This is a genomic window from Spirosoma litoris, assembly GCF_054776755.1.
Map to the genome: position 1 here is coordinate 312,672 of NZ_BAAHBI010000020.1, position 26,562 is coordinate 339,233.

14 protein-coding genes are annotated in these 26,562 nt (G+C 48.2%); 2 read left to right on the forward strand and 12 right to left on the reverse strand.

From position 1 onward, the window contains the following. Positions 1-101: 101 nt before the first annotated feature. The 9 genes from ACYVGR_RS13450 to ACYVGR_RS13490 all read right to left on the reverse strand — a co-directional run bounded on the left by ACYVGR_RS13450 (position 102) and on the right by ACYVGR_RS13490 (position 16,620). Positions 102-914 carry a C10 family peptidase gene (locus ACYVGR_RS13450; RefSeq protein ID WP_460957395.1) on the reverse strand — a complete coding sequence of 271 codons (813 nt, stop codon included), beginning with the start codon at positions 912-914 and terminating at the stop codon, positions 102-104. A 70-nt stretch (positions 915-984) separates the two neighbouring features. Further along, positions 985-2,163: a helix-turn-helix domain-containing protein gene (locus ACYVGR_RS13455; RefSeq protein ID WP_460957397.1), complete on the reverse strand. Its 1,179-nt coding sequence runs from the start codon at positions 2,161-2,163 to the stop codon at positions 985-987. A gap of 99 nt (positions 2,164-2,262) precedes the next feature. Continuing rightward, positions 2,263-4,884, reverse strand: a complete 2,622-nt coding sequence (locus tag ACYVGR_RS13460; protein WP_460957399.1) for an ABC transporter permease — start codon at positions 4,882-4,884, stop codon at positions 2,263-2,265. A 62-nt stretch (positions 4,885-4,946) separates the two neighbouring features. After that, complete coding sequence (locus ACYVGR_RS13465; RefSeq protein WP_460957401.1) at positions 4,947-7,598, reverse strand: ABC transporter permease; 2,652 nt, start codon at positions 7,596-7,598, stop codon at positions 4,947-4,949. A 66-nt stretch (positions 7,599-7,664) separates the two neighbouring features. After that, positions 7,665-10,277 carry an ABC transporter permease gene (locus tag ACYVGR_RS13470; RefSeq protein WP_460957403.1) on the reverse strand — a complete coding sequence of 871 codons (2,613 nt, stop codon included), beginning with the start codon at positions 10,275-10,277 and terminating at the stop codon, positions 7,665-7,667. Positions 10,278-10,352: 75 nt separating this feature from the next. Continuing rightward, positions 10,353-13,019 (reverse strand): ABC transporter permease, encoded by a 2,667-nt coding sequence (locus tag ACYVGR_RS13475; protein ID WP_460957405.1) that lies wholly within the window; start codon positions 13,017-13,019, stop codon positions 10,353-10,355. 66 nt (positions 13,020-13,085) lie between these two features. Continuing rightward, a complete protein-coding gene (locus ACYVGR_RS13480; RefSeq protein ID WP_460957407.1) occupies positions 13,086-15,713 on the reverse strand; it encodes an ABC transporter permease in 2,628 nt (875 codons plus the stop codon). Positions 15,714-15,790: 77 nt separating this feature from the next. Beyond that, the gene (locus ACYVGR_RS13485; RefSeq protein WP_460957409.1) at positions 15,791-16,129 is read right to left on the reverse strand and encodes a PadR family transcriptional regulator; all 339 of its coding nucleotides are present in this window, start codon (positions 16,127-16,129) and stop codon (positions 15,791-15,793) included. Positions 16,130-16,389: 260 nt separating this feature from the next. Beyond that, complete coding sequence (locus ACYVGR_RS13490) at positions 16,390-16,620, reverse strand: hypothetical protein (protein WP_460957411.1); 231 nt, start codon at positions 16,618-16,620, stop codon at positions 16,390-16,392. Positions 16,621-16,914: 294 nt separating this feature from the next. Between ACYVGR_RS13490 and ACYVGR_RS13495 the strand changes: the two genes are divergently transcribed. Together ACYVGR_RS13495 and ACYVGR_RS13500 are read left to right on the forward strand one after the other, a co-directional pair. Further along, on the forward strand, positions 16,915-17,439 hold the full coding sequence (locus tag ACYVGR_RS13495; protein ID WP_460957413.1) for a dihydrofolate reductase family protein: 525 nt from the start codon (positions 16,915-16,917) through the stop codon (positions 17,437-17,439). Positions 17,440-18,031: 592 nt separating this feature from the next. Then, positions 18,032-18,388, forward strand: coding sequence for a winged helix-turn-helix transcriptional regulator (locus ACYVGR_RS13500; RefSeq protein ID WP_460957415.1), 357 nt, complete (start codon positions 18,032-18,034; stop codon positions 18,386-18,388). 57 nt (positions 18,389-18,445) lie between these two features. Here ACYVGR_RS13500 and ACYVGR_RS13505 read toward each other — a convergent pair whose 3' ends face one another. The 3 genes from ACYVGR_RS13505 to ACYVGR_RS13515 all read right to left on the reverse strand — a co-directional run bounded on the left by ACYVGR_RS13505 (position 18,446) and on the right by ACYVGR_RS13515 (position 26,497). Beyond that, entirely contained in the window at positions 18,446-21,049 is a 2,604-nt protein-coding gene (locus ACYVGR_RS13505) for an ABC transporter permease (protein WP_460957417.1), read from the reverse strand. Between the two features lie 86 nt (positions 21,050-21,135). Next, positions 21,136-23,751: an ABC transporter permease gene (locus tag ACYVGR_RS13510; protein ID WP_460957420.1), complete on the reverse strand. Its 2,616-nt coding sequence runs from the start codon at positions 23,749-23,751 to the stop codon at positions 21,136-21,138. Positions 23,752-23,830: 79 nt separating this feature from the next. Continuing rightward, positions 23,831-26,497, reverse strand: coding sequence for an ABC transporter permease (locus ACYVGR_RS13515; RefSeq protein WP_460957422.1), 2,667 nt, complete (start codon positions 26,495-26,497; stop codon positions 23,831-23,833). Positions 26,498-26,562 lie beyond the last annotated feature (65 nt).

Sequence of the window (26,562 nt, forward strand, 5' to 3'; positions counted from 1 at the left end):
ATCATATCTTATCGTAATTATCTTAAAAATCAGCGTTCTATTAAAAGTAGCAAGTTGCTGATAAATGAGTTTGTGAACAAACGCCCGCGCTAAACAAATCGCTATTGTGGCCTAGGGGCGATGGTTACAAAAGCTCTCAGTTTTAGATCGTCGGCTACATCAATGGGTTTAAACAGGTCGTACCAGCCGCTGCGTTTCCCGCCTGAACCGTAATTGATGTGAACCCAAAACGTGTTGTTTTCGGCTTGGTAACCATCAATAACCGTTGAGTGGCCGTAGGTCGTGAAATTGCCGAAATGAAAATAGACCGGTCGTTTGGCGTCAATTTCGGTTTCGATCAGCTTGATGACGTCATCCGATTTAAGGACATGCTGAATGTTTTCCTTCCGGGCAATCGCGTTTAACTGCTCCTGCGGAATCGGGATGGGCTCTGAAAACGAGACGTAAAATTCGGCCTGGCAGGGAAAGTACGTTTCGAGCTGTTTCGCCGGATTGACTATTTCCAGATAATGGTCTGTTCCAAAGTCTTTTCGAATGGCTTCGGCCGTCATATACGAAAACATCGCTACCGTTTTCTGGGCCACTTCGGGCGTATTGGGATCGATACGGGTTGCAAACTGATTCCATGAAAACGGATGATTCGACAACGTATCCTGAATAGTATATCCTTTGGAGCACCGATACGAAACAACACCCGTGGGCCGAAGTCGATGGTAGTAGAGAATTTGAGCCAGCGCTGTGCTCCAGCACCCCAGGACATGATTGTCGGGGGCATATTGGGCGTATTTCCCAAATTGGTCCCACTCGGTTTTTAACAGATACGTGCCTTTCAGCGAAACCGGCTGTTGGAGTTGGGCGAAAGCTGTTTTGGCAATAAAGAATAATAGAAATAAAGTTAACCAGACGCGTTGCATAGCGATTGTGTTTTGCGTTGAAAGAAAATTGTCGGGAGCAAAACAAATGGGCTGCTACTCGGAAAACCTCTCATTTTAGCTTTTGAGAGTTCTCACTATCGGTATTGGGAGCGATTTGGGCGCTATACTGCCGGGGCGATAGTCCGGTGGTTGACTTGAAGACCCGATAAAAGCTGGCTTCCGAATTGAATCCGGTTTCTAACGCGATTCCCAGAATGGATAGGTGTTTATAAGCCGGATCGGTGAGCCGGAGTTTGACTTCCTCAACCCGCCGTTCATTAATAAGACTGCGGAAGCTTTTATCGAATTCACTGTTGATGACCGCCGAAACCACCCCCGGCGAACTGTGCAGCCGACTCGCCAGACTGTTAAGGCTTAACTCGGGATCTAGAAAGACCCGATCCTGCTCAAGGGCTGCGTCAATACGTTGCTTTAGGGCCAACACCTGATCTGGAGGCAATATATCGACTACACGCTTGGGGGATGGCTCGCTTTCCGATTCGTCGAAAGCTACTTCGAAAGGCACTTGCTGGTAGCCCATAATGCCCAGATAATAGACGTTTGCGGCCAGATACACATAAAACAATTGCCAGTGAATAAAATAGCGATTGCTCAACGATACACTAAAATCGAGGAAGATGTTGATAACCAGCAATACGAAAATTCCGCCGGTGGCAATCAGCACGTTTCGTAACCATAAATAAGTCGGGTACGAGGTGCTGGCGATGGTATTAAATAGCCACTGGCGGTATCGAACAACGCGTCGGTAGCTTAAGAAACCATAAATCGCCCCCGACAAAACGGACAGTATATCTTCGACCTCTTTAACCGCATTGAAATAAAGGGCTTCGGCCAGTTGATCTTTAAGGGCGAGATTATCCGTTGTTTGCGTCTGGATATACACCCATAGGGCGTGTACCAGAAAGATCAGCGTAGGGACAAAATGAAGGAAATAGGCTCGTTTAATCGTAAAATTTCGTTGGGTCAGCGAAACAACGTAGAGATAGAGTAAAGGCTGAAAGGTCAGATCGAAGGCTAGTGGGAAATAGCGTAGCAGCGGATTCTGCCACAAACCCAACGTGTGCAGCAGAATTTTGGCACTGAGAATGCCGAAAACAAAGAGGATCAGTGCCAGAATTCGCTTACTGACATACTGGCCATACTTTACCAACAATAAGACACTATAAACCAGCCCCTGAGAAATTCCCAGAATAACGATCAGATCAAAGAGACGGAAGCGTGTGCCCAATGGATTTTTCGGCCAGTTGTAACGACCAATGCTACAAAGCTAGCCGTAAAAATATCGTTCCGTACATCTTGATCTGATCGCTACAGCGAATACGCTCAGTTATTCGCTTCGCAAACTCTTCACTGGGTTCACCAGGGCGGCTTTGATACTTTGGAAACTTACGGTCAATAACGTAATTCCAATAGCGGCCAGCCCCGACACGGCAAAAATCCACCAGGCGATGTCGGAATGGTATTTATACTGCTGTAGCCAGCCATTCATAAAGTAATAGGCTATTGGCGAAGCGATTAAGAGCGAGATGGCCACCAGGCCAACAAAGTCTTTCGACAGAAGTTGCCACAGATTGAAGACGGATGCTCCCAGCACCTTCCGAACGCCGATTTCCTTCGTCCGTTGTTCGGCCATGAACGAGGCTAAACCAAACAAACCCAGGCAGCTGATAAAAATAGTGAGGATAGAAAACAGGGAAGCGAGTTGACCAATCCGCTCTTCATCCCGAAATTTCTGCTCGTGTTCATCGCTGGCAAATTTGTAATCGAATGGGCCGCCGGGGTTATGTGTTCGGAAAACGGGCGCAATCTTAGCGAGAGCCTCGCTAGCACTTATCTGCGGGTTGAGCCGAATCGTGATGAAATTTGTCCAGTGATAATTCAGCTTGAAAACCGTTTGTTTGACAGGCTCGAAAGGGGAATTCGTGACGAGGTCTTTCACGACACCAATAATGGTGTATGTCTCGCCAGCCCATTTTATTTGTTCGCCGACTGGGTGCTTCAGTCCCATATACTTAATGGCGCTTTCGTTCATGATTAGGCCAACGGAATCGGTCGAGAAGTCGCGGGAGAAATCACGACCCTCTTTGATTTGCCAGCCCACTGTTTTGCCAAAATCATGGGTACAGGCAACTACGTCAAAATCGACTGGCTGGTTGGGGCTGCGGCCTTTCCAGTCTAATCGGTAGTCGCTCGAAAAAACACCGGTGGTTGGCATCGATGATTCCGCTACGTTGCTAACAGCGCCGGTTTGCAGCAGGTCGTGGCGGATGATTTCATAATGATTAACCAGATCTGGCGTATTCATGCGAATACTCAACAGACCCGCCCGATCGTAGCCAATGGGTCTGTTTTTTGCATATTCAATCTGCCGGAAAACGATGATTGTTCCAATAATGATCGTGACTGATACCGTAAACTGAACCACGACCAATACCTTTCGAGGGATAGCTGCAAAACGACCTACTCGGAAGGTGCCTTTGAGTACCTTTATGGGTTGAAAACCGGATAGATACAAGGCTGGATAGCTGCCTGCAATCACCCCTGTCAGCAGACTGAAGCTTAGACTAAAAGCCCAGAACAACGAATTGCTCCACAAAATGACCATCTGCTTGTCTGCTAGTTCGTTGAACCAGGGTAGCGTAAGCTGGACGAGTAGTAACGACAACACAAAGGCCAGCGCAACCACCAGAAACGACTCGCTGAAAAACTGACTAATCAACTGACTCCGAACTGAGCCAACCGCCTTGCGGATGCCCACTTCTTTGGCGCGCTTTTCAGACCGGGCCGTTGACAGATTCATGAAGTTGATGCAAGCCAGCAAGAGCACAAACAACCCAATGGTGCCAAACAGCCAGACAAACTGGATTCGGCCCCGAACAGGCACGCCGTTTTCCCAGTCCGAATACAAATGCCAGCGACTCATGGGGTGCAGGAATACCTTGGGGTTAAATTTGGCTTCGTCTTTGGCATGAGTCGCTTTAACGTGAGCGATTTTGTCCGAAATCTTGTCAAAATCTGTGTTGGGCGCAATCTGGACGAACAGCAGGAATGAATTCAAGGTCCAGTTGTCTTCATCCTGAGCGCGCTTCACCCAACCCTGATCGGCCACAAATTGCGCCCAGGGGAGCAGATAGCCTACGTCTCTAAACTCCGAATTGCTTGGGAAGTCGTTATAAACGCCAGAAACCTTAACGGCCAATTGATTATTAACCTTTACGATCTGATTAATTGGGTCGGCGTCGCCAAAAAGGGCTTTGGCTACAGAGGCCGACAGCAGAATAGAAGCGGGGTCGTTAAGTGCGGTCGGTGCTTCTTCCTGGAGTTTTAGGGGGAGCATTTCCAGGAATTCAGGCTCTACATAAGCCCCCTTTTTCGTAAATTTATTGGTATCATGTGCCAGAATCTGCTCACCTGTCCCGTGCGTCAGCACAACTTGGCTAAAATCACTTCCATACTCGTTTTTTAAGGCCTTCCCCAGTGGAACGGGAATGGCTTCACTAGTCGTGGTTGTTCCATCGACCGTTTGTTGCAGCATGACCTTAGCAATCCGATTGTAGTTCGAATTGAACTTGTCGAACGACAACTCGTCATAAATCCAGAGGCCAATTAGCATAGCCACGGTCATTCCAGCAGCTAAACCGCCAATGTTGATAAACGAATAGACCTTGTTCTTAACGAGGTTTCTAAACGCGATTTTAACATAGTTACGTAGCATGTTGGGGCTTAGAAAAAAGGGTGAGGAATACTGTTCGCTTGATCGTCGGTTGGCTAGTGGCCGCAGCAGTTTGAGTGCGCTCAGGGTGTATCGCCAGTGGGCTTTACGCACGCCAACTGTATCCACCCAATAGGCATACAGTTCCATCAAGTCACCCTGCACTTCTTCGCGGGTGTCAGGATGGCCGAAGTGATTCAGCAGCCAGGTAGCAAGGCGAGGTGGTGATGTTGGCATAGGGGTAAGGGCAAGGAGCGGGGGGCAGGGTTTCCTTGTTCGGCCTCCCTGCCCCGTGCTATTTATTCCGACCGAAGGGAGGTAACCGGATTCACCAGGGCGGCTTTGATACTTTGGTAACTGACCGTCAGCATAGCAATGGTGGCCATGAGCAAACCGGTCAGGACAAACACCCACCACTTGATTTCAACTTTGAATTCGAAATTCTGTAACCACTGACTCATGAAATACCAGGCGATGGGAGAGGCAATAATAATGGCAACCCCTACCAGTTTCAGAAAGTCTTTGGAAAGTAGCGTAATAATGCTGCCAACTGAGGCACCCAATACTTTGCGGACGCCAATTTCCTTGGTGCGTTGTTCCGCTGTAAATGTCGCCAGACCGAATAAGCCGAGACAGGCAATTAAAACCGCTAAAAACGTTGAGGCTTCAATAAGTTGTGCTGTTCGGGTTTCGGACTGGTATGCCTGCGCTAGTGAGTCATCCAGAAAACTGTAGTCAAATACCTGATTTGGATAGGTGGCTGTCCAGGCTTTTTCGATCTGCGCCAACGCTGCCTGTACGGTCTCGGCCGTGGGATTCTCGCTTTGCAATTTGATGCCGGCCTGATAAAAATTATTCGGTACGACCTGAATCACGGTCGGGTCAATTTTCTGGTGCAAAGAGTTCACATTAAAGTTCTTAGCCACGCCAACAATGGTGGCAAACTCCTGCCCATTGCCGTAATACACGCGCTGCCCGATTGCATCCTCCGGCCGATGGAGGCCCATCCGATTGATAAACACCTCATTGGCTATGATTTTAAATGCGGCTGCCGACGTATCGGTATCCTTCAGTTTCGTCCCGACCAGCAACTGAATGCCATAGGTATCCAGGTAGTGCGAATCGCCCATTTTCATCTGGGTTTTAATTTGCAACCACTTGTCTTTGGCACCTTGCCGGTATTCCATGGCCTGCATCCAGTTGCTTTCTGACGATGCGCTGTTGAAGGAGAAACTCACGTCTTTGATCTGGGGCGATTCGATGAGTTGATCGCGAAGGGCTTGTAGTTTCTCGGGCTTATTGTCAGGCAATCCAACTGTGATGATGGCTGATTTATTGAAACCTAAATCAGCGTTGCGGAAAAAGGTAAGCTGCTGATTGATCAGTAATGCACTGCTAATCAGAATCAGCGAGACCGTAAACTGAACGACCACTAATCCCTGTCGTAAGCTAAACCACTGTTTCCCCTGCGCTAATGTATTGTTTTTCAATGCCCAGATTGGTGCCATGCCCGACAGCCGGAACGCTGGATAAACACCCGCTAACATCGTTGTCAGGCCTGCCAGCACAAGGGCGAACAGAGCAGTTTGCCATGTAAATAAATCTTGAGATTTCAGGGGCACTGCCAGTGTATTGGTCATAGTTGGTAGCGTAATCCAGGCTAACAGGATGGCTAACAGAACGGCGAGAAACGTAATCAGACCAGCCTCCGTCAAGAACTGGTAAATCAGCGACAAGCGGTTACTCCCAACGGCTTTCCGAATGCCCACCTCTTTTGCCCGTTTGAATGCCTGCGCTGTGCTTAAGTTGATGAAGTTAAAACAAGCAATCAGCAGCACCAGAAAGCCAATGAATGACAGCGTCTTGAGCAAAGGCAGATTGGCCGATCGTCCTCCCAGGTTGCTGCTATAATGTATTTGAGATAACGGGCCCAGGAAAAAACGCTTGTCGGCAAGGGCTTCCTTGCCCATGTATTTAGCGACTATATGCTGAAAACGCCTGGTTAGTTGGGCAGGGTTAATGCCATTTTTCAGCAACACAAATACCTGAAAATTGTCATTCCAGCCATTCCACTTATTCAAATCAGTATCCGGCTGAACATTTTTGATGGTGGGAAACGAAACCAGCAGATCGAATGGGAAGCTGGTTGTGGTTGGATGGTCTTCCAGTACACCGGCTACCAGCAAGTCCTGTTTGTTATCGAGCCGAATGATTTTGCTGAGCACATCGGTGGTGCCAAAATACTTTTCGGCATACGCGCGCGTCAGGACAACCGTATTCGGTTGCGACAGCGCGGTACGGGGATCGCCGGTTATCCATTGATAATCAAGTAAATGGAATAGCTCATTGCCTGCAAATACGTATGACTCTTTGAACCGTTTATCGGAGTTGGGTACGGCAAAAGTGCTGCCTCCTATCTGCATTAAGGGAACGACTAATTCTGCTTCGGGCAGATCGTTATGCAAGGCGTTTGTCATGCCGGTGTACGTACCCGGATAGCTGTGTTTTTCTTTGATGTTTTCACCCTCAACCCGATAAATCCGACTCCCATTTGCGTGGTACTGGTCGTAGCTGGTTTCGTGCCTCACTGCTAGAAAGATCAGCACCGTGCAGGCCATGCCAACGGCCAGGCCCGCGATATTGATAAAGGAATACCCCTTGCTTTTGGAGAGGTTTCGAAAGGCGATTTTCACATAGTTGCGTATCATACTAGGGCTCAATAGAAAAGGTGAAGGATACTCGGTTTGAGGTGTTGGTTTGGCCAGTGGCCGTAACAGTTTTACTACATTCAGGCCGTACCGCCAATTGGCTTTTCGTTCGCCTACCGTTTCTACCCAATAGGCGTAGAGTTCCAGCAGGTCACCCTGAACTTCCTCGCGGGTGTCAGGATGACCAAAGTGGTCCAGAAGCCAGGTAGCAAAGCGGGGCGGGGTTCGGTGATTTGGTTTCATGGTTTTGGCAAGGTGCAGGGTGCATGGAGCAGAGGGGGCGGTTTGTGCCCTGCTCCGCGTCCCTTGCTATTCAGAACGTAAACTCTTCACCGGGTTCATCAAAGCTGCTTTTATACTCTGGAAACTGACAGTCAGCAGCGTAATGAGCAATGCCCCCACGCCCGATGCAGCAAAAATCCACCACGAGATATCCGTTCGGTACTGGTACTTCTGGAGCCAGTTGCTGAGAAAATAATAGGCAATGGGAGTAGCGATGCCGAATCCGATCAGCACCAGAAAAACGAAGTCTTTTGAGAGCAAGCCCCACAGATTGAGTACCGAGGCACCCAGTACTTTGCGAACGCCGATTTCTTTGGTGCGCTGCTCCGCCGTAAAAGAAGCCATCCCAAACAAACCCAGGCAAGAGATGAAAATAGCTAAAATCGCAAAGGAGGATGCCAGTTTGCCAAGTCTTTCTTCATCCCCGAATTTTTTAGCATATTCTTCATCCTCAAAGCGATACTCGAAAGGTTGATCGGGATTGTATTTTTTGAAGACAGGCTCGATTAATCCCAGAGCCTCTCTACTGGATAGGATCGGATTAAGTTTAATCGTAATTGTATTCAAATAGCCTTTTCGGAGGTAGAAGAACGTTTGTTTGATTGGCTCATACGGATTCTGGGTAATCATGTTTTTCATAACGCCAATTATTTTCATTGTTTCGTTGCCCCACTTAATGGTTTTGTTGACTGGATGCCGAAAGCCTAAATATGTAGCGGCTGCTTCGTTAAGGATAATCCCGGATGAATCGCTGGCAGAGTCGGTCGAGAAATCCCGCCCTTCTTTAATCTTCCAGCCGACCGTTTTTCCAAACCCCGAGGTTACACCAAGCGTCACGAATTCTTCCTGCATGGACGGATCTTTGCCCTGCCAGTCGAACCCGCTGTTTGTTAGATAGGTATTGGTTATCTGCGTTTCAGAAGCAGCCAGTTCCACCGCAGCCCCCGATTTAATCAGGTCATTGCGAAAAGCCTGAAAATGCTCATAGATCGCCCCTGCTGTTAGGGTGATCAACCCACTCCGAGTGTATCCGACCGGTCGATTTTGGGCAAACTGGATCTGTCGGAAAACAACGATGGTTCCAATAATCAGGGTGACTGATACAGTGAACTGAACCACCACCAGCACTTTACGAGGAATAGCCGCCCAGCGCCCAATTCGGAAGCTACCCTTCAGTACCTTAATGGGTTGAAACGAGGACAGGTAAAAAGCGGGGTAACTGCCTGCAATCAAACCCGTAACGAGAACGAAGGCACTACTGGCTAGCCAGAATAAAGGATTGAACCAGAGAACGGTCAGTTGTTTGTCGGCTAGCTCATTAAAGAAAGGAAGAATCACTTCGACTATCCCTAATGATACTATAAATGAGATAGTTACGAGCAATAATGATTCACTGAAAAACTGGCTAACTAACTGTGCTTTTACAGAGCCAATGGCTTTTCGGATACCGACTTCTTTGGCTCGTTTTTCACTACGTGCCGTACTCAAATTCATGAAATTGATGCAAGCCAGCATCAGAACAACTATTCCAATGATACCAAATAGCCACACATATTCGATTCGGCCGCCCGTAACGTGTCCATGTTTAAATTCAGCATACAAATGCCAGTTGCGCATGGGTTGCAGGAAAATTTCAGGTTTATTACTCGCCGATTCCTTATTGACCTTATTGAGTTTCGCATTCTTGATCTTTGCCGAAACGATACTCATCTCACTTTTGTCGGCGATTTGCGCAAAGGTTTGAAACCAACTGGCTCCCCACGGATTACGCAGTACTTTTTCTAATTCCTGGCTTTTTACCATTAATTCCCAGGGGGCAATAAACGTCAGGTCGGCAAATGTGGAATTAGCAGGCAGGTCGGCATATACGCCGGTTACTTTCACGTCTAGTTTGTTATCCAGCTTAATGAACTTGCCCACAGGGTCATTGTTACCGAAAAAAGCGCTTGCCGTTGATTCGGAAAGCAGAATCGAATTAATGTCTTTCAGCCCCCCCCGCGTTCCTTTCAACATGTGCAGGGAAAGCATATCGGTAACGCCCGGCTCCATGTAATTGCCCCTTTTTTTTACTTTCTTATCGCTAGTGGAAAGCATATGGTCGCTCGTCCAGCCAGCTCGTATAACATGGGTAAAGTCACTACCGTAGCTGGTTTGAAGCTCAGGCCCCAGGGGCAGTGGTACATTTGACCAGGTCTGAACGTCTCCATTAAAGGTCTGATTCTGCATGACCTGAGCAATCCGGTCATAATTCGGAAATGCTTTATTGTAGGACAATTCATCCCATACCCAAAAACCAATGAGTATAGCTACGGCCATCCCTGCCGACAAGCCTGCGATGTTGATTACTGAGTACACCTTGTTCTTAACAAGATTTCTCAACGCGATTTTTAGATAGTTTCGGATCATGTCAGGACTCAGGAAAAAAGGTGATCGATATTCACTCGACGACTTCGGCTTGGCCAATGGCCGCAGCAGTTTCAACGCACTCAGACTGTAGCGCCAGCGGGCTTTGCGCACACCCACCGTTTCTACCCAATAGTCGTAGAGTTCCAGCAGATCGCCCTGTACTTCTTCGCGGGTGTCAGGATGACCAAAATGGTCCAGGAGCCAGGTGGCAAAGCGGGGTGGGGCGTAGTTCATAGTATGTTGGCGTGGAGCGCGGTGCCCGGAGCAGAGGAGGCACATAGTACCCTGCTCCGGGCACCGCGCTCCACGCTATTCCGACCGAAGGGAGGTTACCGGATTCACAAGCGCGGCTTTGATGCTTTGGTAACTCACGGTTATCAGCGCAATGGCGATGGCGATGAAAGCGGCCAACACGAATACCCACCACTCGATGTCGATTTTATAGGCGAAATCCTGCAACCATCGACTCATGGCGTACCAGGCGATAGGAGTAGCAATGACAATGGCAACCAACACTAGTTTCAGGAAATCTTTTGATAATAAGGCGACTACACTACCCACCGAAGCTCCTAATACTTTGCGAACGCCAATTTCCTTGGTGCGCTGTTGGGCGGTAAACATAGCCAGCCCAAATAAACCCAGGCAGGAAATTATGACCGTTAGCCCGGCGAAGATGCCAAACAGTTGCCCCACGCGCTGTTCTGACTGATAAATCCGGTTGAATCGTTCGTTCAGGAACGAATAGTCAAAGGGAGTATCTGATTGCGCTTTCCATTTCTGCTCCAGTGTTTTCAATAAACCGGGCATATCAGTCGTACGAATGCGCAGGGCCAACTGGTAATTATCGGCCCCATAAAACATCACCAGAGGAGCAATGCGCTGGTGCATCGACTCGAAATGAAAGTCTTTCACAACGCCAACGATGGTGTATAAACGACGGTTTTCCGGGCCGCCATTCCCAATTGCCCAAAGTCGCTTACCAACGGAGGTTTTCCAGCCGAAGCGTTTGGCAGCCGACTCGTTAATCAGGATCGCGGAACTATCGGCAGGAAACGCTTTCGAGAAGTTTCGACCCTGAGCGAGTCTAATACCCAAGGTCGGGAGGTAGTTTTCGTCGATGTAATAGGCTTTTTCGCGATAGATGGTTGACGGGTCAGTGCCATTTTCTACCTGAAAACCGTCATTGGAGCTGTTAGAGGCTCCGGCGGGTAAATAGCCGGCCTGCGTTACGTTGACGATCTGCGATAGTTTCGCCAGTTCATCGCGAAAGGCTTTGCCTTTGGGGCTGAGGGTATAGGAATCGTGCAGGATAAGAACCTGATCTTTATCGAAGCCTACCTTTTTGTTTTGGATAAAATGAAGCTGCCGATAAACGACCAGCGTTCCGATAATCATACCTATCGAAACTACAAACTGGGTCGTAACGAGTGTGTTACGCAACCAGCCACTTCGGAAGCCCGCTCTGATTTGACCTTTCAAAACACTGACCGGCCTAAACGCCGACAGGAAAAAAGCGGGATAGCTGCCCGCGAGCAAACCAATTAGCAGGGAGGCCAGAAGAATACCTGGCAACATCCAGCCATTTAGTAGCGCTGTAAGCTCAAACTGCTTACCAGATAACTGATTGAAACTAGGCAACGCCAGTGCGACTATACCTATAGCGACCACTAACGCCATAAACGTTACAAGTACCGACTCGCTCAAAAACTGCCAGATCAGTTGCTGTTGAACGGACCCCAGTACTTTCCGAATGCCCACTTCTTTAGCCCGCCCTGCCGAACCAGCAGTAGATAGGTTCATGAAATTGATGCAGGCCACCAGCAGAATGAATGCCGCGATGATTGAAAAAATATAAATGTATTTAACGTCGCTGTTGGCTTCAATCTCAGCCTCTAGGTCCGAATGGAGGTGAATGGCTGTAATGGGTTGGAAAACAAAGCCAAAGGCGTCTCCTCGGCGGAAAAATTCGGCCAGGCTGATGCCGAAAATCCCCTGAATTTCTGTGCCGATGTATTTCTGTACCAGTTCTGGCATTTTGGCCTTCAACTGGTCAATCGAATAGCCTGGTCGTAACACAATATAGGTATAAACGCCACTGCTTAGCCACGTATTCCGAAGGTCAACGGAACGCATGGACACGAACATATCGTAGTGAAAGTGTGTATTGGACGGCACATCCTGACAGATGCCCGTCACCCGAACAAGCCTCGTATTACCCAGCGTCAGGGTTTGACCGATTGGGTCCTGGTCGCCAAAGTATTTTTTCGCGACCGTTTCCGTAAGAACGATGGTGTTCGGTTCGATCAGTGCTGTTTTAGAGGTGCCTTTGAGCAGCGGTATTGAGAAGACATCGAAAAAATTGGAATCTGCAAAAACAACGTGCTCTTCCTTGAAACTATCCTGGTTATGCTTAACGATATACGTTCCTTCCTGCTCAAAGCGTGTAGCAGCTTCTACTCCTGGATAGTCATGAACCAGGGTCGGGCCAGCGGGTACTCCCGAGTAGGCCGTATTGATTTCATTGCCACTAACCAGACCGTGGGTAGTCACGCGAAAGATTCGGTCGGCTTTGGCATGGTAACGGTCATAGCTGAGTTCGTGAGTCACGAACAGCACAATCAGCAGGCACGTAGCCAATCCAACGGCCAAGCCAATGATGTTGATCGCCGTAAACGCTTTATGAAGAACAAGATTTCGCCAGGCGATTTTCAAATAGTTGCGTAGCATGTTCGGACTGAGGATAAAGGGTGACGAATAATCAGTTAGGGGTTTCGGTTTGGCCAGTGGCCGCACTAGTTTAAGCGAATTCAGGGTATATCGCCAGTTTGCTTTGCGCACCCCTACCGTCTCCACCCAATAGGTGTAGAGTTCCAGCAGATCACCCTGAACTTCCTCACGGTTGTTAGGATGACCGAATTGGTCCAGAAGCCAGGTGGCAAAACGGGGTGGTCCGATGTATCGGGGGGAGTGTTTCATACGTTTTTGCGGGGAGCGCGGAGCATGGCGCTCGGTTTTACCCTGCCCCGCGCTCCCTGCCCCATGCTATTCCGACCGAAGGGAGGTAACCGGGTTCATCAACGCAGCTTTGATGCTTTGGTAACTAACTGTTAGTAAGGTGACTAGCAGTGCGCCGGCTCCCGATACGGCAAAAATCCACCACGATAGTTCGGTTCGGTACTCATATTTATGGAGCCAGTTGCCGAGGAAATAATACGCGATGGGCGTAGCGATACCAAAGGAAATGATGACCAGCAGAACGAAATCTTTCGACAGTAAGCCCCACACACTGAAGACGGAAGCTCCCAATACTTTCCGCACACCGATCTCTTTGGTCCGTTGTTCGGCTACGAACGAGGCTAAGCCAAACAGCCCTAAGCAACTGATTAATATGGCAAGAATAGCGAAGCCTGAAGCCAGTTTCCCGATACGCTCTTCGGCGGCAAACTTTAACGCATATTGCTGATCCGTGAACCGATAATCGAACGGGCTGCCCGGATTGAATTTGCGGAATACACCTTCGATTTTAGCTAATGATTCACTGGTGCTTCGAGCCGGGTTGAGCTTGATATTTATGACGCCAGCCCAGTCATAATTCAGCATATAAACGGTTTGGGTAACTGGTTTAAAGGGAGATTCCATAATCATATCCTTGATAACCCCTATTACCCGATACGGCTTACCGTTCCACTTCATCTCTAGGCCGACAGGGTCTTTTACACCCATGTAGCGGACAGCCGTTTCGTTCAGAACCATACCCGATGAATCACTGGTGAATTGACGGGAAAAATCACGGCCCTGTACAAATTGCCAACCCACCGTTTTCCCGAAATCATGAGTAATAGCAATAGTCCCGAAATTCTCTTTGAAGTTTGGGTCTTTACCCACCCAATCGAAGCCGCTATTTTGAGAGCCTAAATCAGTTGTTGGAGACGAAGACGTTGACATATCAACCACCGCTCCGGTTTGTATCAGCGCGTCTCGAAGGGCATTGTAGTGCTGATACAATTCCGGCGTGTTCATGGCCACCGTAATCAATCCACTTCGGTCATAACCTACCGGCCGACTTTTGGCGTGCTGAATCTGCCGGAACACAATGATCGTTCCGATAATCAGCGTGACCGAAACCGTAAACTGCACCACAACCAATATTTGTCGGGGAATCGACGCAAACCGACCAACTCGGAAGGTTCCTTTGAGTACTTTAACCGCCTGGAAGGACGACAGGTAAAGCGCCGGATAGCTACCCGCAATTAGGCCCGTGAGCAGGCTAAACCCAATGCCTGTGAGCCAGAAAACAGGATTTGTCCATAAGATCCCGATCTTTTTATCGGCTATTTCGTTGAAAAGAGGCAGTATCAACAAGACCAGCAAGATCGATAGCCCAAACGCGAACGTCACGACCAGAAGCGATTCGCTAAAAAACTGACTAATCAACTGACTCCGTACTGAACCAACGGCTTTCCGAATACCCACCTCTTTGGCTCGTTTTTCGGAACGCGCTGTTGAGAGATTCATGAAGTTGATGCAGGCCAGAAACAGTACAAACACGCCAATGATGCCGAATAACCAAACATACTGAATCCGACCTTCTAAATTTCCCGATTTATCCCAACCCGAGTACAGGTGCCATTTGCTCATGGGTTGCAGATAGACTCTAGGCTTGATAAAGGCCACTTCGGGGCTATGCTTCAGACGTATGTTTTTGATTTTGTCCGATACCCCTTCAAACGTGGCATTGGGGGCAATCTGTGCCAGTACCTGCCAGGAGAAATTTCCCCATTCGACATTGTCCTGCGCCCGCTTCACCCAGCCTTCCGATGAGGCATATAAATCCCAGGGAGCAATAAATGTCATGTCTCTGAACTCGGTGTTGTACGGAAAATCTTCATAAACGCCCGTCACTTTCACGTCCAGTTTATTGTCAATTTTCATCAGTTTACCCACCGGGTCAGTCTCGCCAAACAACGCTTTGGCCACCGACTCCGAAAGCAAAATCGAATTCTGGTCTTTCAAACCAGCTCGTGTACCGCTAAGCATGTTTAGCGTGAGCATATCGGGTGCATCAGCACTCAGGTAATTACCGGTTTTGGTGAGTTTTTTGTCGCCATACGCCAGAATATGATCGCGCGTCCAGGAAGACATGATGACGTGCGAAAAATCACTGGCGTAAACGTTCCGCAGCTCGGGGCCAATAGGCGCTGGATTGTATTCGCCATGAAATACCTCCCCGTTGAACTCTCCGGTTTGCATGACCTTGGCAATTCGGTCGTAATTCTGGAAATACCGGTCATAGGAAAGTTCATCGTAGATCCAGAGGCCAATCAGCATCGCTACGGCCATACCTACGGCCAACCCACCGATGTTGATAAAGGAGTAGACCCGGTTCTTAGCCAGGTTTCTCAGTGCGATTTTTAGATAGTTTCGTAGCATAACAGGACTTAGAAAGAATGGAATCTCATATTCGGTTGATTTCCGTCTGGCCAGTGGCCTCATTAATTTCAATACATTCAGGCTATATCGCCAGCGGGCTTTGCGTTCGCCCACGGTTTCAACCCAATAGTCGTACAGTTCGAGCAGATCACCCTGTACTTCTTCCGATGTATCAGGATGACCGAAGGTTTCCAGAAGCCAATTGGCCCAACGGGGCGGAGTGACGAGTTTTTGGTTCATAATTTTAGGCGTGGAGCAGAGTGCGCGGAGCGGGGCGCTCGGTTTACCCCTGCTCTGACCACCTTGCTCCGGGCTAGTTATCCTCCCATCAGCTGCAACGTTTGGGGAGGTAATGCTCCCCATAACTCCTCCCGAACCTGCTTTACCTCCTGCAAGGCTCGCCGGCCAGCGGCTGTAACGGCAAAAAATCGTTTTCGTCGCCCTCCCCGCTCGGCAGTCGCGCCCCCCATTTCGGAGGACAAAAAGCCTTTTTCGGCCAGCCGTTGCAGCGTTGTATGAACAGTACTGAAGCCAACAGAACGTCCGGTTTTTTGCTCAATTTCCTGCGTGACCGTTACGCCGTAAGCACTTTCGCCCAGCACAGCAACGGTGAGCAGAACAATTTCTTCAAACTCTCCCAAAAAGGCCCTTTTCATAGCAGAGGTTATTATATACGATAATGTCGATCAAATGCGATGCCAACTCGCCGATATGGCTCTAAATGTGGTTTAAAGGCAGTTTTTGAGAAAAAAGCCCCCAATCAACTGTCCAAAATCGGACAATAAGTGTCCGCAAGACGGACAAATGGAAAGACGGGTCTGATTGCTACTGGTGGGTTGGATGGGTTATCAAAAAGACCGCCCAACCAGTTTAACTGATTGGGCGAAGTGGAAGGGTTTGAAAAGATAATCTGATTTTAGATCGCTTTTTTGGCCAGATAGCTAGCCTTTAAATCCTTGACAATTCTTGCGATATAAGCAGACTGACCGTCGGGTACACACGCCTGTATATCGACCTCAAAAAGTTTATGTTGAATCGTGATGTCGGCCTGTTCATCCCAGAGGGTAATGAGGATACCAATGGGGTCGGGATTGTCAACTTCAATGAACGGCACTACCTGAGGTATCGCTTTTCGTATGGCTTTCATAAGGCGATACTCAAAGCTCGGTTGGGAGCTTTGATTGTTAAGTAATTGCATGGCAAAATAGTGAGTAGGGGGGATAAATATAGCCATTCTGAGGTTCTAGGCCATATTTTACGTGTTGGAAAGTGGTAAAGGGTGTATTCGGATTGCAGTGACAGTGCATTTGCAGGATTGAAAATTCATTTATTTTCATTGAGGAGCACAACGACTTGTTATGGTTCATTGTTTATTTAGCGGTCTATTTTTACCTGACTTTCGTTCTTGAATTTGATTGAACAGTAATAAAACGACTTGTTGATGCGCACTATTATTCTAAACCTTGCCGTTAGTCTGGACGGCTACATTGAAGGGCCTAATGGAGAATATGATTGGTGCTTTACTGACCAGGATTACGGCATGACCGACTTCCTGGCTCGTATTGATGCCCTCTTTATGGGTCGGAAAACCTACGAACTCCTAACAAATCCAGACGAACCAGCCAGTAACTACTCATTTCCCGACTATCAACGGTGTGTCTTTTCGAACACCCTTCAGGAAGTGGAAAGTGGCTTTGAGCTGATTCGTGGAGATATGAAAACGCAGGTGAGCGAACTGAAAAGCCAGCCGGGTAAAGATATCTGGCTATTTGGTGGAGCCGATCTGACGGCTGCGTTTCTGGAAGAAGGGTTAGTCGATGAGTTACTTCTGGCGATTCATCCCATTATTCTGGGAGGAGGCAAGCCATTGTTTACGAAAATCAAGGAGCGAATAAACCTGACCTTAATCAATTCTAAAACATATTCAAGTGGGCTTGTTTCAGTCTCTTACAAACTGAAAGAGTGAACCAGAAACCTGCGTATATGAGTAAATAAGGATGGTTTTGTGCTTAAGTAGAATGAAAAAGCATAGCAGAAAATCCGCTATGCTTTTCAAACCAACCTAATCTGAAAAACGGTATCTCCTTCCCAAATGGGGAGGAGATCAACCGCATCATTGTCTTTGCGGCTTTTGCAAAAGCCTTACTATATCTACCTCACCATTTCAGGCACTGTATACTTTTCCGTTCTGATTAAATTTAGCCGTATGCCTGCCTTGATCATTCCTAAGACTGAGATTGTCCAAAGGGTAACACAGACAGCAGTGGTCAATCTGATAAATTAGGTATTTATAGATAGGGAACAAGACTTTATGGTTACTTGTTCGCTGGAGGCAAGGAAAAAGGAAAGATGTCCTCTAGGGATAGTGTATGGCCTTTTTATGTTAAAAAGCCTTGATAATAAGTTGATTGACAAGCGAATTTTATACGAAAGGAGTAGAGCCGCTACTTTATTTCTTTACTTTGTTTGAGAAGTCCATCAACAAAGTCCTGAGTAAACGGCGCGTTGGGTAATCGCTCAAGGCAGCCTGAGTTACTCCTAAAAAGTTAGTTATAATCATGAGAAAACTAAGTTCTACGAACTACTACAATCAAACATTTCTGGAGGAGAAGTGCCCGTTGAATGAGCTTATCCATCTATTGAGCAAACGCTGGCTGACAGAAGTTTTATTTAGTATTGAAGAAGGCAACAATCGGTTTTCGAGCCTGAAAGACGATTTAGAACACATCAGCGATAATATTTTGGCCGATCGCTTAAAACTTCTGGAACAATACAAGCTGATTGTCAGGAATGATACAATCCGGGAGGTTTCTACCAGAGTCGAATATGCCTTAACACCAACTGGCGAACGATTAAGCGAAATGCTGGATGGCTTGTGTAAGTTTTCGGAACATGAAATGAAATTGGGGGAATAGCAGGGAGCGTGGTGCAGGGGGCGGGGCAAAACCGAGCCCCACGCTCCCTGCACCACGCTATTCAGATCGAAGGGAACGAACGGGATTCATCAACGCGGCTTTGATGCTTTGGTAACTGACAGTTAACAGGGTTAGTAGTAATGCCCCGGCTCCTGAGACGGCAAAAATCCACCACGAGATTTCGGCATGATAGGTGTACCGATGAACCCAGTCCTGCATAAAATACCAGGTTGCCGGAACTGCAATCAACAGCGAGATAATTACCAGCACTACAAAGTCTTTAGAAAGTAATTGCCACAAGCTGGTTGCAGAGGCACCCATTACTTTTCGGATACCGATTTCTTTGGTCCGTTGCTCCATCACAAACGACGCCAGCCCAAACAGCCCTAAACAGGAAATAAAAATGGCAAGTGCCGCGAAGAAGCTGGCTAATTTGCCAATGCGTTCTTCTTCACCGAATTTTTTTGCATATTCCTGATCGGCAAATTTGAAGTCGAACGTATTATCGGGGTCGTATTTTTTATAAATCGCTTCTACTTTCGCCAGCGCTTCGGGCGCACTTTTTGTCGGGTTTATTTTAAAAGTGATCTGATTGATCCGTTTGTAGTTGATGAAGAAAATTGTCTGTTTAACAGGCTCATACGGCGATTGGGTTACCAGGTTTTTAACCACGCCAATGACTTTAAAAGGTGCGCCACCCCATTGGATGATTTCTCCGATTGGCTTTTTTAAGCCCATATACGCAACGGCAGCTTCATTCAGAATAAAGCCGGCCGAATCGGTGGCAAACTCTTTCGAGAAATCCCGTCCTTCTTTGAGTTGCCAGTCGACCATTTTCCCGAATTCATGGGTGATTCGTAGTGTTACAAACTCATCGGCCCTGTTTGGGGCTTTCCCTTTCCAGTTGAAGCCGCCGTTGGTAACGTAGGTATCGGTTATAGGAGAATCTGTTGCGGCCACTTCCTCAACGACTCCTGTATTGATCAACTCATCCCGAAACGTAGCAAAATGGGTAATGAGGGCGTCGGTTTTTATAGGAATGGACACTAAACTGCTCCGGCTATACCCAACAGGTCGATTCTTGGCGAATTCAATCTGTTGAAAAACAATCAGCGTGCCAATAATCAGCGTGATCGACACGGTGAATTGAACAACAACCAGCACCTTGCGGGGGAGCGCGGCAAATCTCCCAACCCGAAAGGTTCCTTTTAATACTTTGATTGGCTGAAACGAGGATAGATAAACGGCAGGATAACTACCGGCAATTAAACTGGTGAACAGGCTGAACCCAAGCACCGACAACCAGAATAGGGGCCTGGTCCACGGGATACCAATTTGCCGGTCGGCTACCGCATTAAACGCGGGCAGAATAAGGGCTACCAACAGCAGTGATACTATCAGTGAAATGCTGACAATGAGGAACGACTCACTGAAAAATTGCAGCATAATCTGTTTTCGAACCGAACCAATTGCTTTTCGGACACCAACTTCTTTGGCTCGTTTCTCACTTCGGGCCGTACTCAGGTTCATAAAATTGATACAGGCCAGCAGCAACACAAACAGGCCAATAATGCTGAATAGCCTAACGGACTGAATTTGCCCACCTACATTTACCCCATTTTTAAACTCCGAATACAAATGCCATTTGGGCATAGGCAGCAGAAACAGTTCGGGTTTAAAGCGAGCGTCATCGTTATGTCTGACTCTATTCAGTTTCGCATCTTTAATCGCCAGCGATACGGTCTCCATATTGGCGTTGTCAGCTATCTGAACGAAGGTTTGAAACCAGCTATTACCCCACTGAAGCCATTCGGGTAACTCTTTCTTTTTTAAGTCCCAGGGCAGGATATACGCCAGGTTCTGAAACGTAGAATTGGTCGGCAAGTCAGCATAAACGCCCGTTACCTTTACGTCCCATTTTTTGTCAATGTTGATGAGTTTGTTCAATGGGTCGGCTTCTCCAAATAGTGATTTAGCCACCGATTCGGAAAGCAAAATAGAGTAGGGGTCGCGGAGGCCAGCGCGTGTCCCTTTTAGCATGGTCAGCGCCAGCATGTCGGTAATGTCGGGCTCCATGAAATTTCCGGATTTCGTAATTTTCTGATTGCCTAGCGTCAGCAGATGGTTTCCCGGATAATCGGCTGTTACAACGTATTTAAAATGAGCTCCGTAACTGTTTCGTAACTCTGGTGCTAACTGCATTGCCTGACTTGACCAGGTGTCAACTTTACCATCGAAGGTCTGATTCTGCATCACTTTCGCGATACGATTATAATTTGCGTAGTTCTGGTTATAAGCAAACTCATTGATAACCCACAGGCCAATAAGTACTGCCACGGCCATACCCGTTGCCAGGCCGGCAATGTTGATGGCTGAGTACCCCTTATGTTTAGTGAGGTTGCGGAAAGCAACCTTAAAATAGTTTCGTATCATGGTCGTATTTGTTGGTTTGGGGTATCTAGTTGCTTGTTGTTTCAATAAAGAGGGCCGCATCAGGCTCAGTACATCTTTCAGATAGCGCCAACGAGCTTCCCGCAGGCCAAGCTGCTGGACGCGTTGCTGAAACAGCTCATCCAAATCTCCCTCCAACTCATCGAGCCGATGTGCAGGAATGAGTAAGTGCAGGAGGTAAGTGGCCAGGCGGGGTGGGGGTGTTGGCATAGGGGTAAGGGCATGGGGCAAGGAGCGCGGTGCCGGGAGCAGGGGCAGTGAGATAGTTAGCCCCGCTCCGTGCACCCTGCTCCACGCTATTCAGATCGAAGGGAACGAACGGGGTTCACCAATGCGGCTTTGATGCTTTGGAAGCTCACAGTTAGTAGGGCTATGCTCACGGCCAGCAAACCCGCCAGGGCAAAGACCCACCATTCGATGTCGATGTGGTACGCGAAGTTTTGCAGCCACTGATTCATGGCATACCAGGCTATCGGGCTGGCGATCAGAATGGCAATGGCTACCGGTTTCAGGAAATCTTTTGATAATAAGGTAACTACGCTGCCCACCGATGCGCCCAATACTTTCCGGACGCCAATTTCTTTCGTCCGTTGCTGGGCCGAAAACGAGGCTAAGCCAAACAAACCCAGACAGGCAATAAAGATGGCCAGACCCGCAAAAACACTCAGGATGGTTTGCTGGCGCAGGTCTGCCTGATACATCTGATCGAATTTCTGATCTAAAAAGTGGTACTCAAATGGATAGGCGGGTCGTGTTTTGGCGTATAGTTGCTGAATGGTTTCTACCGTAGCAGGTATATTGCCAGGCTTTAGTCGGATCAAAGCCGTCCGTCGGTCGTCGTTCGGCGCAATCACTAACGGTTCGATGGCTTCTTTCAGGGACAGGAAATTGAAATCCTCGACCACGCCAATAATGGTTCGGTTTGTACTGTCCTGCACAGTGTTTTTTAGCCACTTACCAATGGCCTGGTCTGGAGTCCATCCTAGTCGGGCCGCTGCCGTTCGGTTAATCAAAGCTGCACGAGTTGTATCGGATGGGTATTGGGGCGAAAAGTCCCGGCCCGCAATCAGTTTTAGCCCCAACGTTTTTACATAATCGAAATCGGCAAACTCCGTTCGGGATTTCCACCGGTTGGGCTGACCTTCTACATCAAACATATGTCCATCGAAAAAGCCACCCGGTTCGCCCGACATCATCGAAACGGCCTCTACCCGGCTCTGAGCCAATAATTCCGGTTTATGCTTCAGGATGAAATTATAGATATCTCCATTATCGATAGGAATAACCAACGTTTGCTCTTTGTTGTAACCAAGCTGTTTGTTTTTCAGGTAGCTCATCTGTTGCGTACCGATGGCTGTTCCGAGCATTAGTAATATCGAAATGCTGAACTGCACCACGACCAATACCTGCCGTAACGAAACACCGCCTTTACCCAGCCGCAACTTCCCTTTGAGCGCCTGGATGGGCGAAAAAGCCGCCAGCACAAACGCCGGATAACTACCCGATAGGAACCCCGCTACTACGATAATCCCGATAAGAAACAATGCGATGGGTGCTGCATAAACGGGAAGATTTAATGGGTAGCCGAGTAGTTGTTTGTAGAAGGGCAGAGCCAATGCCAGAAAACCAAGCGCGAGTACGCAGGAGAACGCTGTCAGTAGGAGCGACTCACCAATGAACTGCCACACAAGGTGTCCTTTTATAGCCCCCAGTACTTTCCGGACGCCAATTTCTTTCGATCGCTCGACCGCCCGAACTGTCGATAGGTTCATGAAATTGATACAGGCCACCAGCAGAATCAGGATGGCAATCGACAGAAAGATATAAACCACTCGCTTATCGCCATGCTTAACGCTGTCGAAGGCTGCCTGTTCAAAGTAAATGTCACGTAATGGAGTGAGCGACAGGGTAAAATGAAAGCCATACTCTTTCATGATCTGGCCCATGTGTTTCTCCATGAAGCGCGGAAAATTTCGCTCCACCTGCGCTTCGGTCGTAGTTGGGGCCAACTGTACGTAGGTGTAAATGCCGTTGTTGATCCATTTGGTCATGTAGCCCCGGTCCTTATAATTTTCCAGAGGAATTACCATGTCAAAATCCAGGTGGGAATTGGCGGGTACATCCTGCGCAATCCCTGTAACCTTTACGGGTAAATCTTTATCGACTTCAACGATTTTGCCCATCGCGTTGTCGATACTGCCGAAATATTTCCTGGCTGTTGATTCGGTCAGTACGATACTCGCGGGTTCGAGCAATACTGTAGCGGGGTCGCCTTTGAGCAATGGGAAGGAAAAGAAGGTAAAAAAGGAAGGGTCAGCGTCGATGATTTTCCGCTCGTGAAACGATTTGTCTTGGGCCTTTATCAACGCATCGGTAGGATTTACCCGGACTGCCTGGGTAATTTGTCCCTTAAAGTCGTTCAGCAACGCAGGTCCATAAGGTCCCGACAAGTAAGAGACACCAACCTCTTTCCCTTCGTGCTCAATACCCCGCATGACCCGGTAAATGGATTTTCCGTCTTTGTGGAAATTGTCTACGCTAAACTCGTTCATGATGAACAGGAAAATCATCAGGCATACCGTGATACCCGTAGACAAGCCTAGGAGGTTAATAAGGGAAAAAGCTTTGTTTCGGATCAGATTCCGAAAAGCGATTTTAAGATAATTGCGAAGCATAGCCGTAATAGCTGGGTTTGGGTATTCACTAGGTTGTTGTTTTAATAAAGAAGGTCGCATCAGACTGAACACATCCTTCATATAGCGCCAGCGGGCTTCCCGCACGCCAAACTGCCTGACACGTTCCTGGAACAGTTCGTCCAAATCGCCTTCCAGTTCATCCACCCGATGCGGAGGGCAGAACCAGTGGAGCAGGCGGGTAGCTAGGCGGGGTGGTCCGACGTTTCGGGATTTCATAAGCTTTTTGGCTTGAAGCTCGGAGCTCGGAGCAGGGCTAGCTATTTCACTGCCCCTGCTCCGAGCTCCCTGCACCACGCTATTCAGATCGTAAAGAGCTAACCGGGTTCATCAGGGTTGCTTTGATTGACTGATAGCTGACCGTTAGCAGGGTAATCGCCAGTGCACCAGCGCCAGAGGCTGCAAAAATCCACCACGACAGTTTAGTATGATAGGCGTATTTCTGGAGCCAGTTGCCGAGGATGTAATATGAGATGGGCGCAGCAATACCAAAAGCGATAATAACCAGAAAAACGAAGTCCTTCGACAACAATCGCCACAGGCTGAATATGGATGCGCCTAGTACCTTACGAACGCCAATTTCTTTGGTGCGTTGTTCGGCCATAAACGAGGCTAAGCCAAATAAGCCGAGGCACGAGATGAAAATAGCCAGGGTGGTAAAAAGCAAAGCCAGTTTGCCAATGCGCTCTTCGGCGGCAAACTTTAAAGCATGTTCCTGGTCAACAAACTTATAGTCGAAGGGAGCGGCAGGATTGTATTTTTTGAAAACAGCTTCTGTCTTACTCAAGGCACTTGCGGTACTGAGGGTTGGGGCCAGTTTCAAGATAGCAAAATTGCCTTTTTTTCGGTTGATGATAAAGACAGTTGGCCTAACGGACTCATAAGGCGACTCCATCACCATATCTTTAATAACGCCAATTACCTTGTACGATTCGTTATTTAAGAATTCACCAGCTTTTACCACTTCGCCGATTGGCGATCCCGCCGGTCCGCCGGTGCGATTACGGTGCCCGAATCCCATTAGTTTCACGGCCGATTCATTCAATACCATACCCGTCGAGTCGGTTGTAAAGGCTCTTGAAAAATCCCGGCCTTGCGTAAATTGCCAACCTACGGTTTTCCCATAATCGTACGATACTTTCACGGCAGCAATACTAGCCTGCTGATTTGGGTCTTTGCCTTTCCAGTTAAAATCGGGTAACGACAGGAAAATGCCTGTCAATGGGCTGTGCGACTCGGCTATGTTGGTGATAGCTCCCGATTTTTGTAGTTCGTCCCGAATAGCCTCCAGATGAGTATGAACATCAGGTGTTGGTGTTTGGAGGATAATTAAACCGGCGCGATTATACCCCATGGGCCGATTTTGGGCGTATTGAATCTGTTGGTAAACGATAATCGTTCCGATGATCAGCGTGACCGAGACGGTGAACTGAATGACCACCAACACCTTACGCGGAAGAGCTGCAAACCGTCCGGCCCGAAAGCCGATGCCCTTTAAGACCTTAATTGGTTGGAACGATGACAGATAGAGAGCTGGATAACTACCCGCTAAAAAACCGGTCAGTAGAACAAAGCCAAGGCTCGCTGCCCAGAAATAGGGCGAAGTCCAGAAAATGGTCAGATGCTTACCGGCAACTTCATTAAACCAGGTCAGAGAAACCGTTGTCAGGCCAAGCGCCAGCGCAAAAGCGAGTACAACAACCAGAAACGATTCGCTGAAAAACTGGCTAATCAACTGACTCCGAACGGAGCCAACGGCCTTTCGAATACCGACTTCCTTTGCTCGTTTTTCGCTTCGGGCCGTACTCAGATTCATGAAGTTTATGCAGGCTAATAATAGAACAAACACACCGATCAGACTGAACAGCCAAACGTACTGAATCCGTCCGCCAACCGATACGCCGTTCTCGAACTCCGACGCTAAGTACCACTTACTCATCGGGTGAAGAAACATCTGCGAATGATATTGCTGGCTTTCTTTCCGGCCGTTCTGAAGTTTGATGTCGTTGATCTGCGCCGAAACCTTATCCATATCTGCATTATCGGCCAGTTGGACATAGGTGCGAAACTGGTTATTATCCCAATCGTCTTTGTTTTTGGTTGCCTGATAAATGACGCTCCAGGGAGCCAGAAAGGTTACGTCACTAAATTGAGAGTTCAGCGGAAAGTCTTCATAAACACCCGCTATGTTCAGATTTGTGTCATCGTTAAGCTTGATGACTTTACCGATTGGATCAGCATCCCCGAAAAAAGCTTTCGCTACTGATTCAGATAATAAAATGGATGACGGATCTTTTAAGCCCGACCGTGTCCCTTTGCGCATCGTCAAACTGAGCATATCGGCAATGCCCGGTTCAATGTAGTTGCCCAGTTTTGTGAACTTCTTATCGCCCACCGACAGGATGGTTTCGAAAGTGCCGGACGACATAACTACATGCTTAAACGGTCCGCCGTCGCGGCTAGACCCGTACATCGTTCGGAGGGCATTGCCCAGAGGAGGAGGATTCTCTTCCTGCGTACTAACAACACCATTAAACGTCTGGTTTTGCAGCACCTGCGCAATACGGTCATAATTCTCGAAGGATCGGTTGAAGGAGAGTTCGTCATACACCCACAAGCCGATGAGCATAGCGACCGTCATACCCACGGCAAGCCCGCCAATATTGATAAAGGAGTACGTCTTATTCTTGACAAGATTTCTGCGAGCGATTTTTAAATAATTGCGTATCATGGTTGTATTTGTTGGTTTAGGGTATGTCCACATCGACGTTGGTTGTCGTTTCATCAAAGAAGGCCGCATCAGGCTCACGACATCCTTTGTATAGCGCCAACGGGCTTTTCGCAGGCCAAGCTCTTCGACTCGCTGCTGAAACAGCTCATCCAGATCACCCTCCATCTCCTCCACCCGATGCGGGGCGCAGAATAGGTGCAGCAGGTAGGTAGCGAAACGAGGTGGGTGTTTCATAGCAGGGAGCGTGGGGCACGGAGCGAGGGGACGGGAGCTTGGTTTTACCCCTGCCCCTAGCCCCC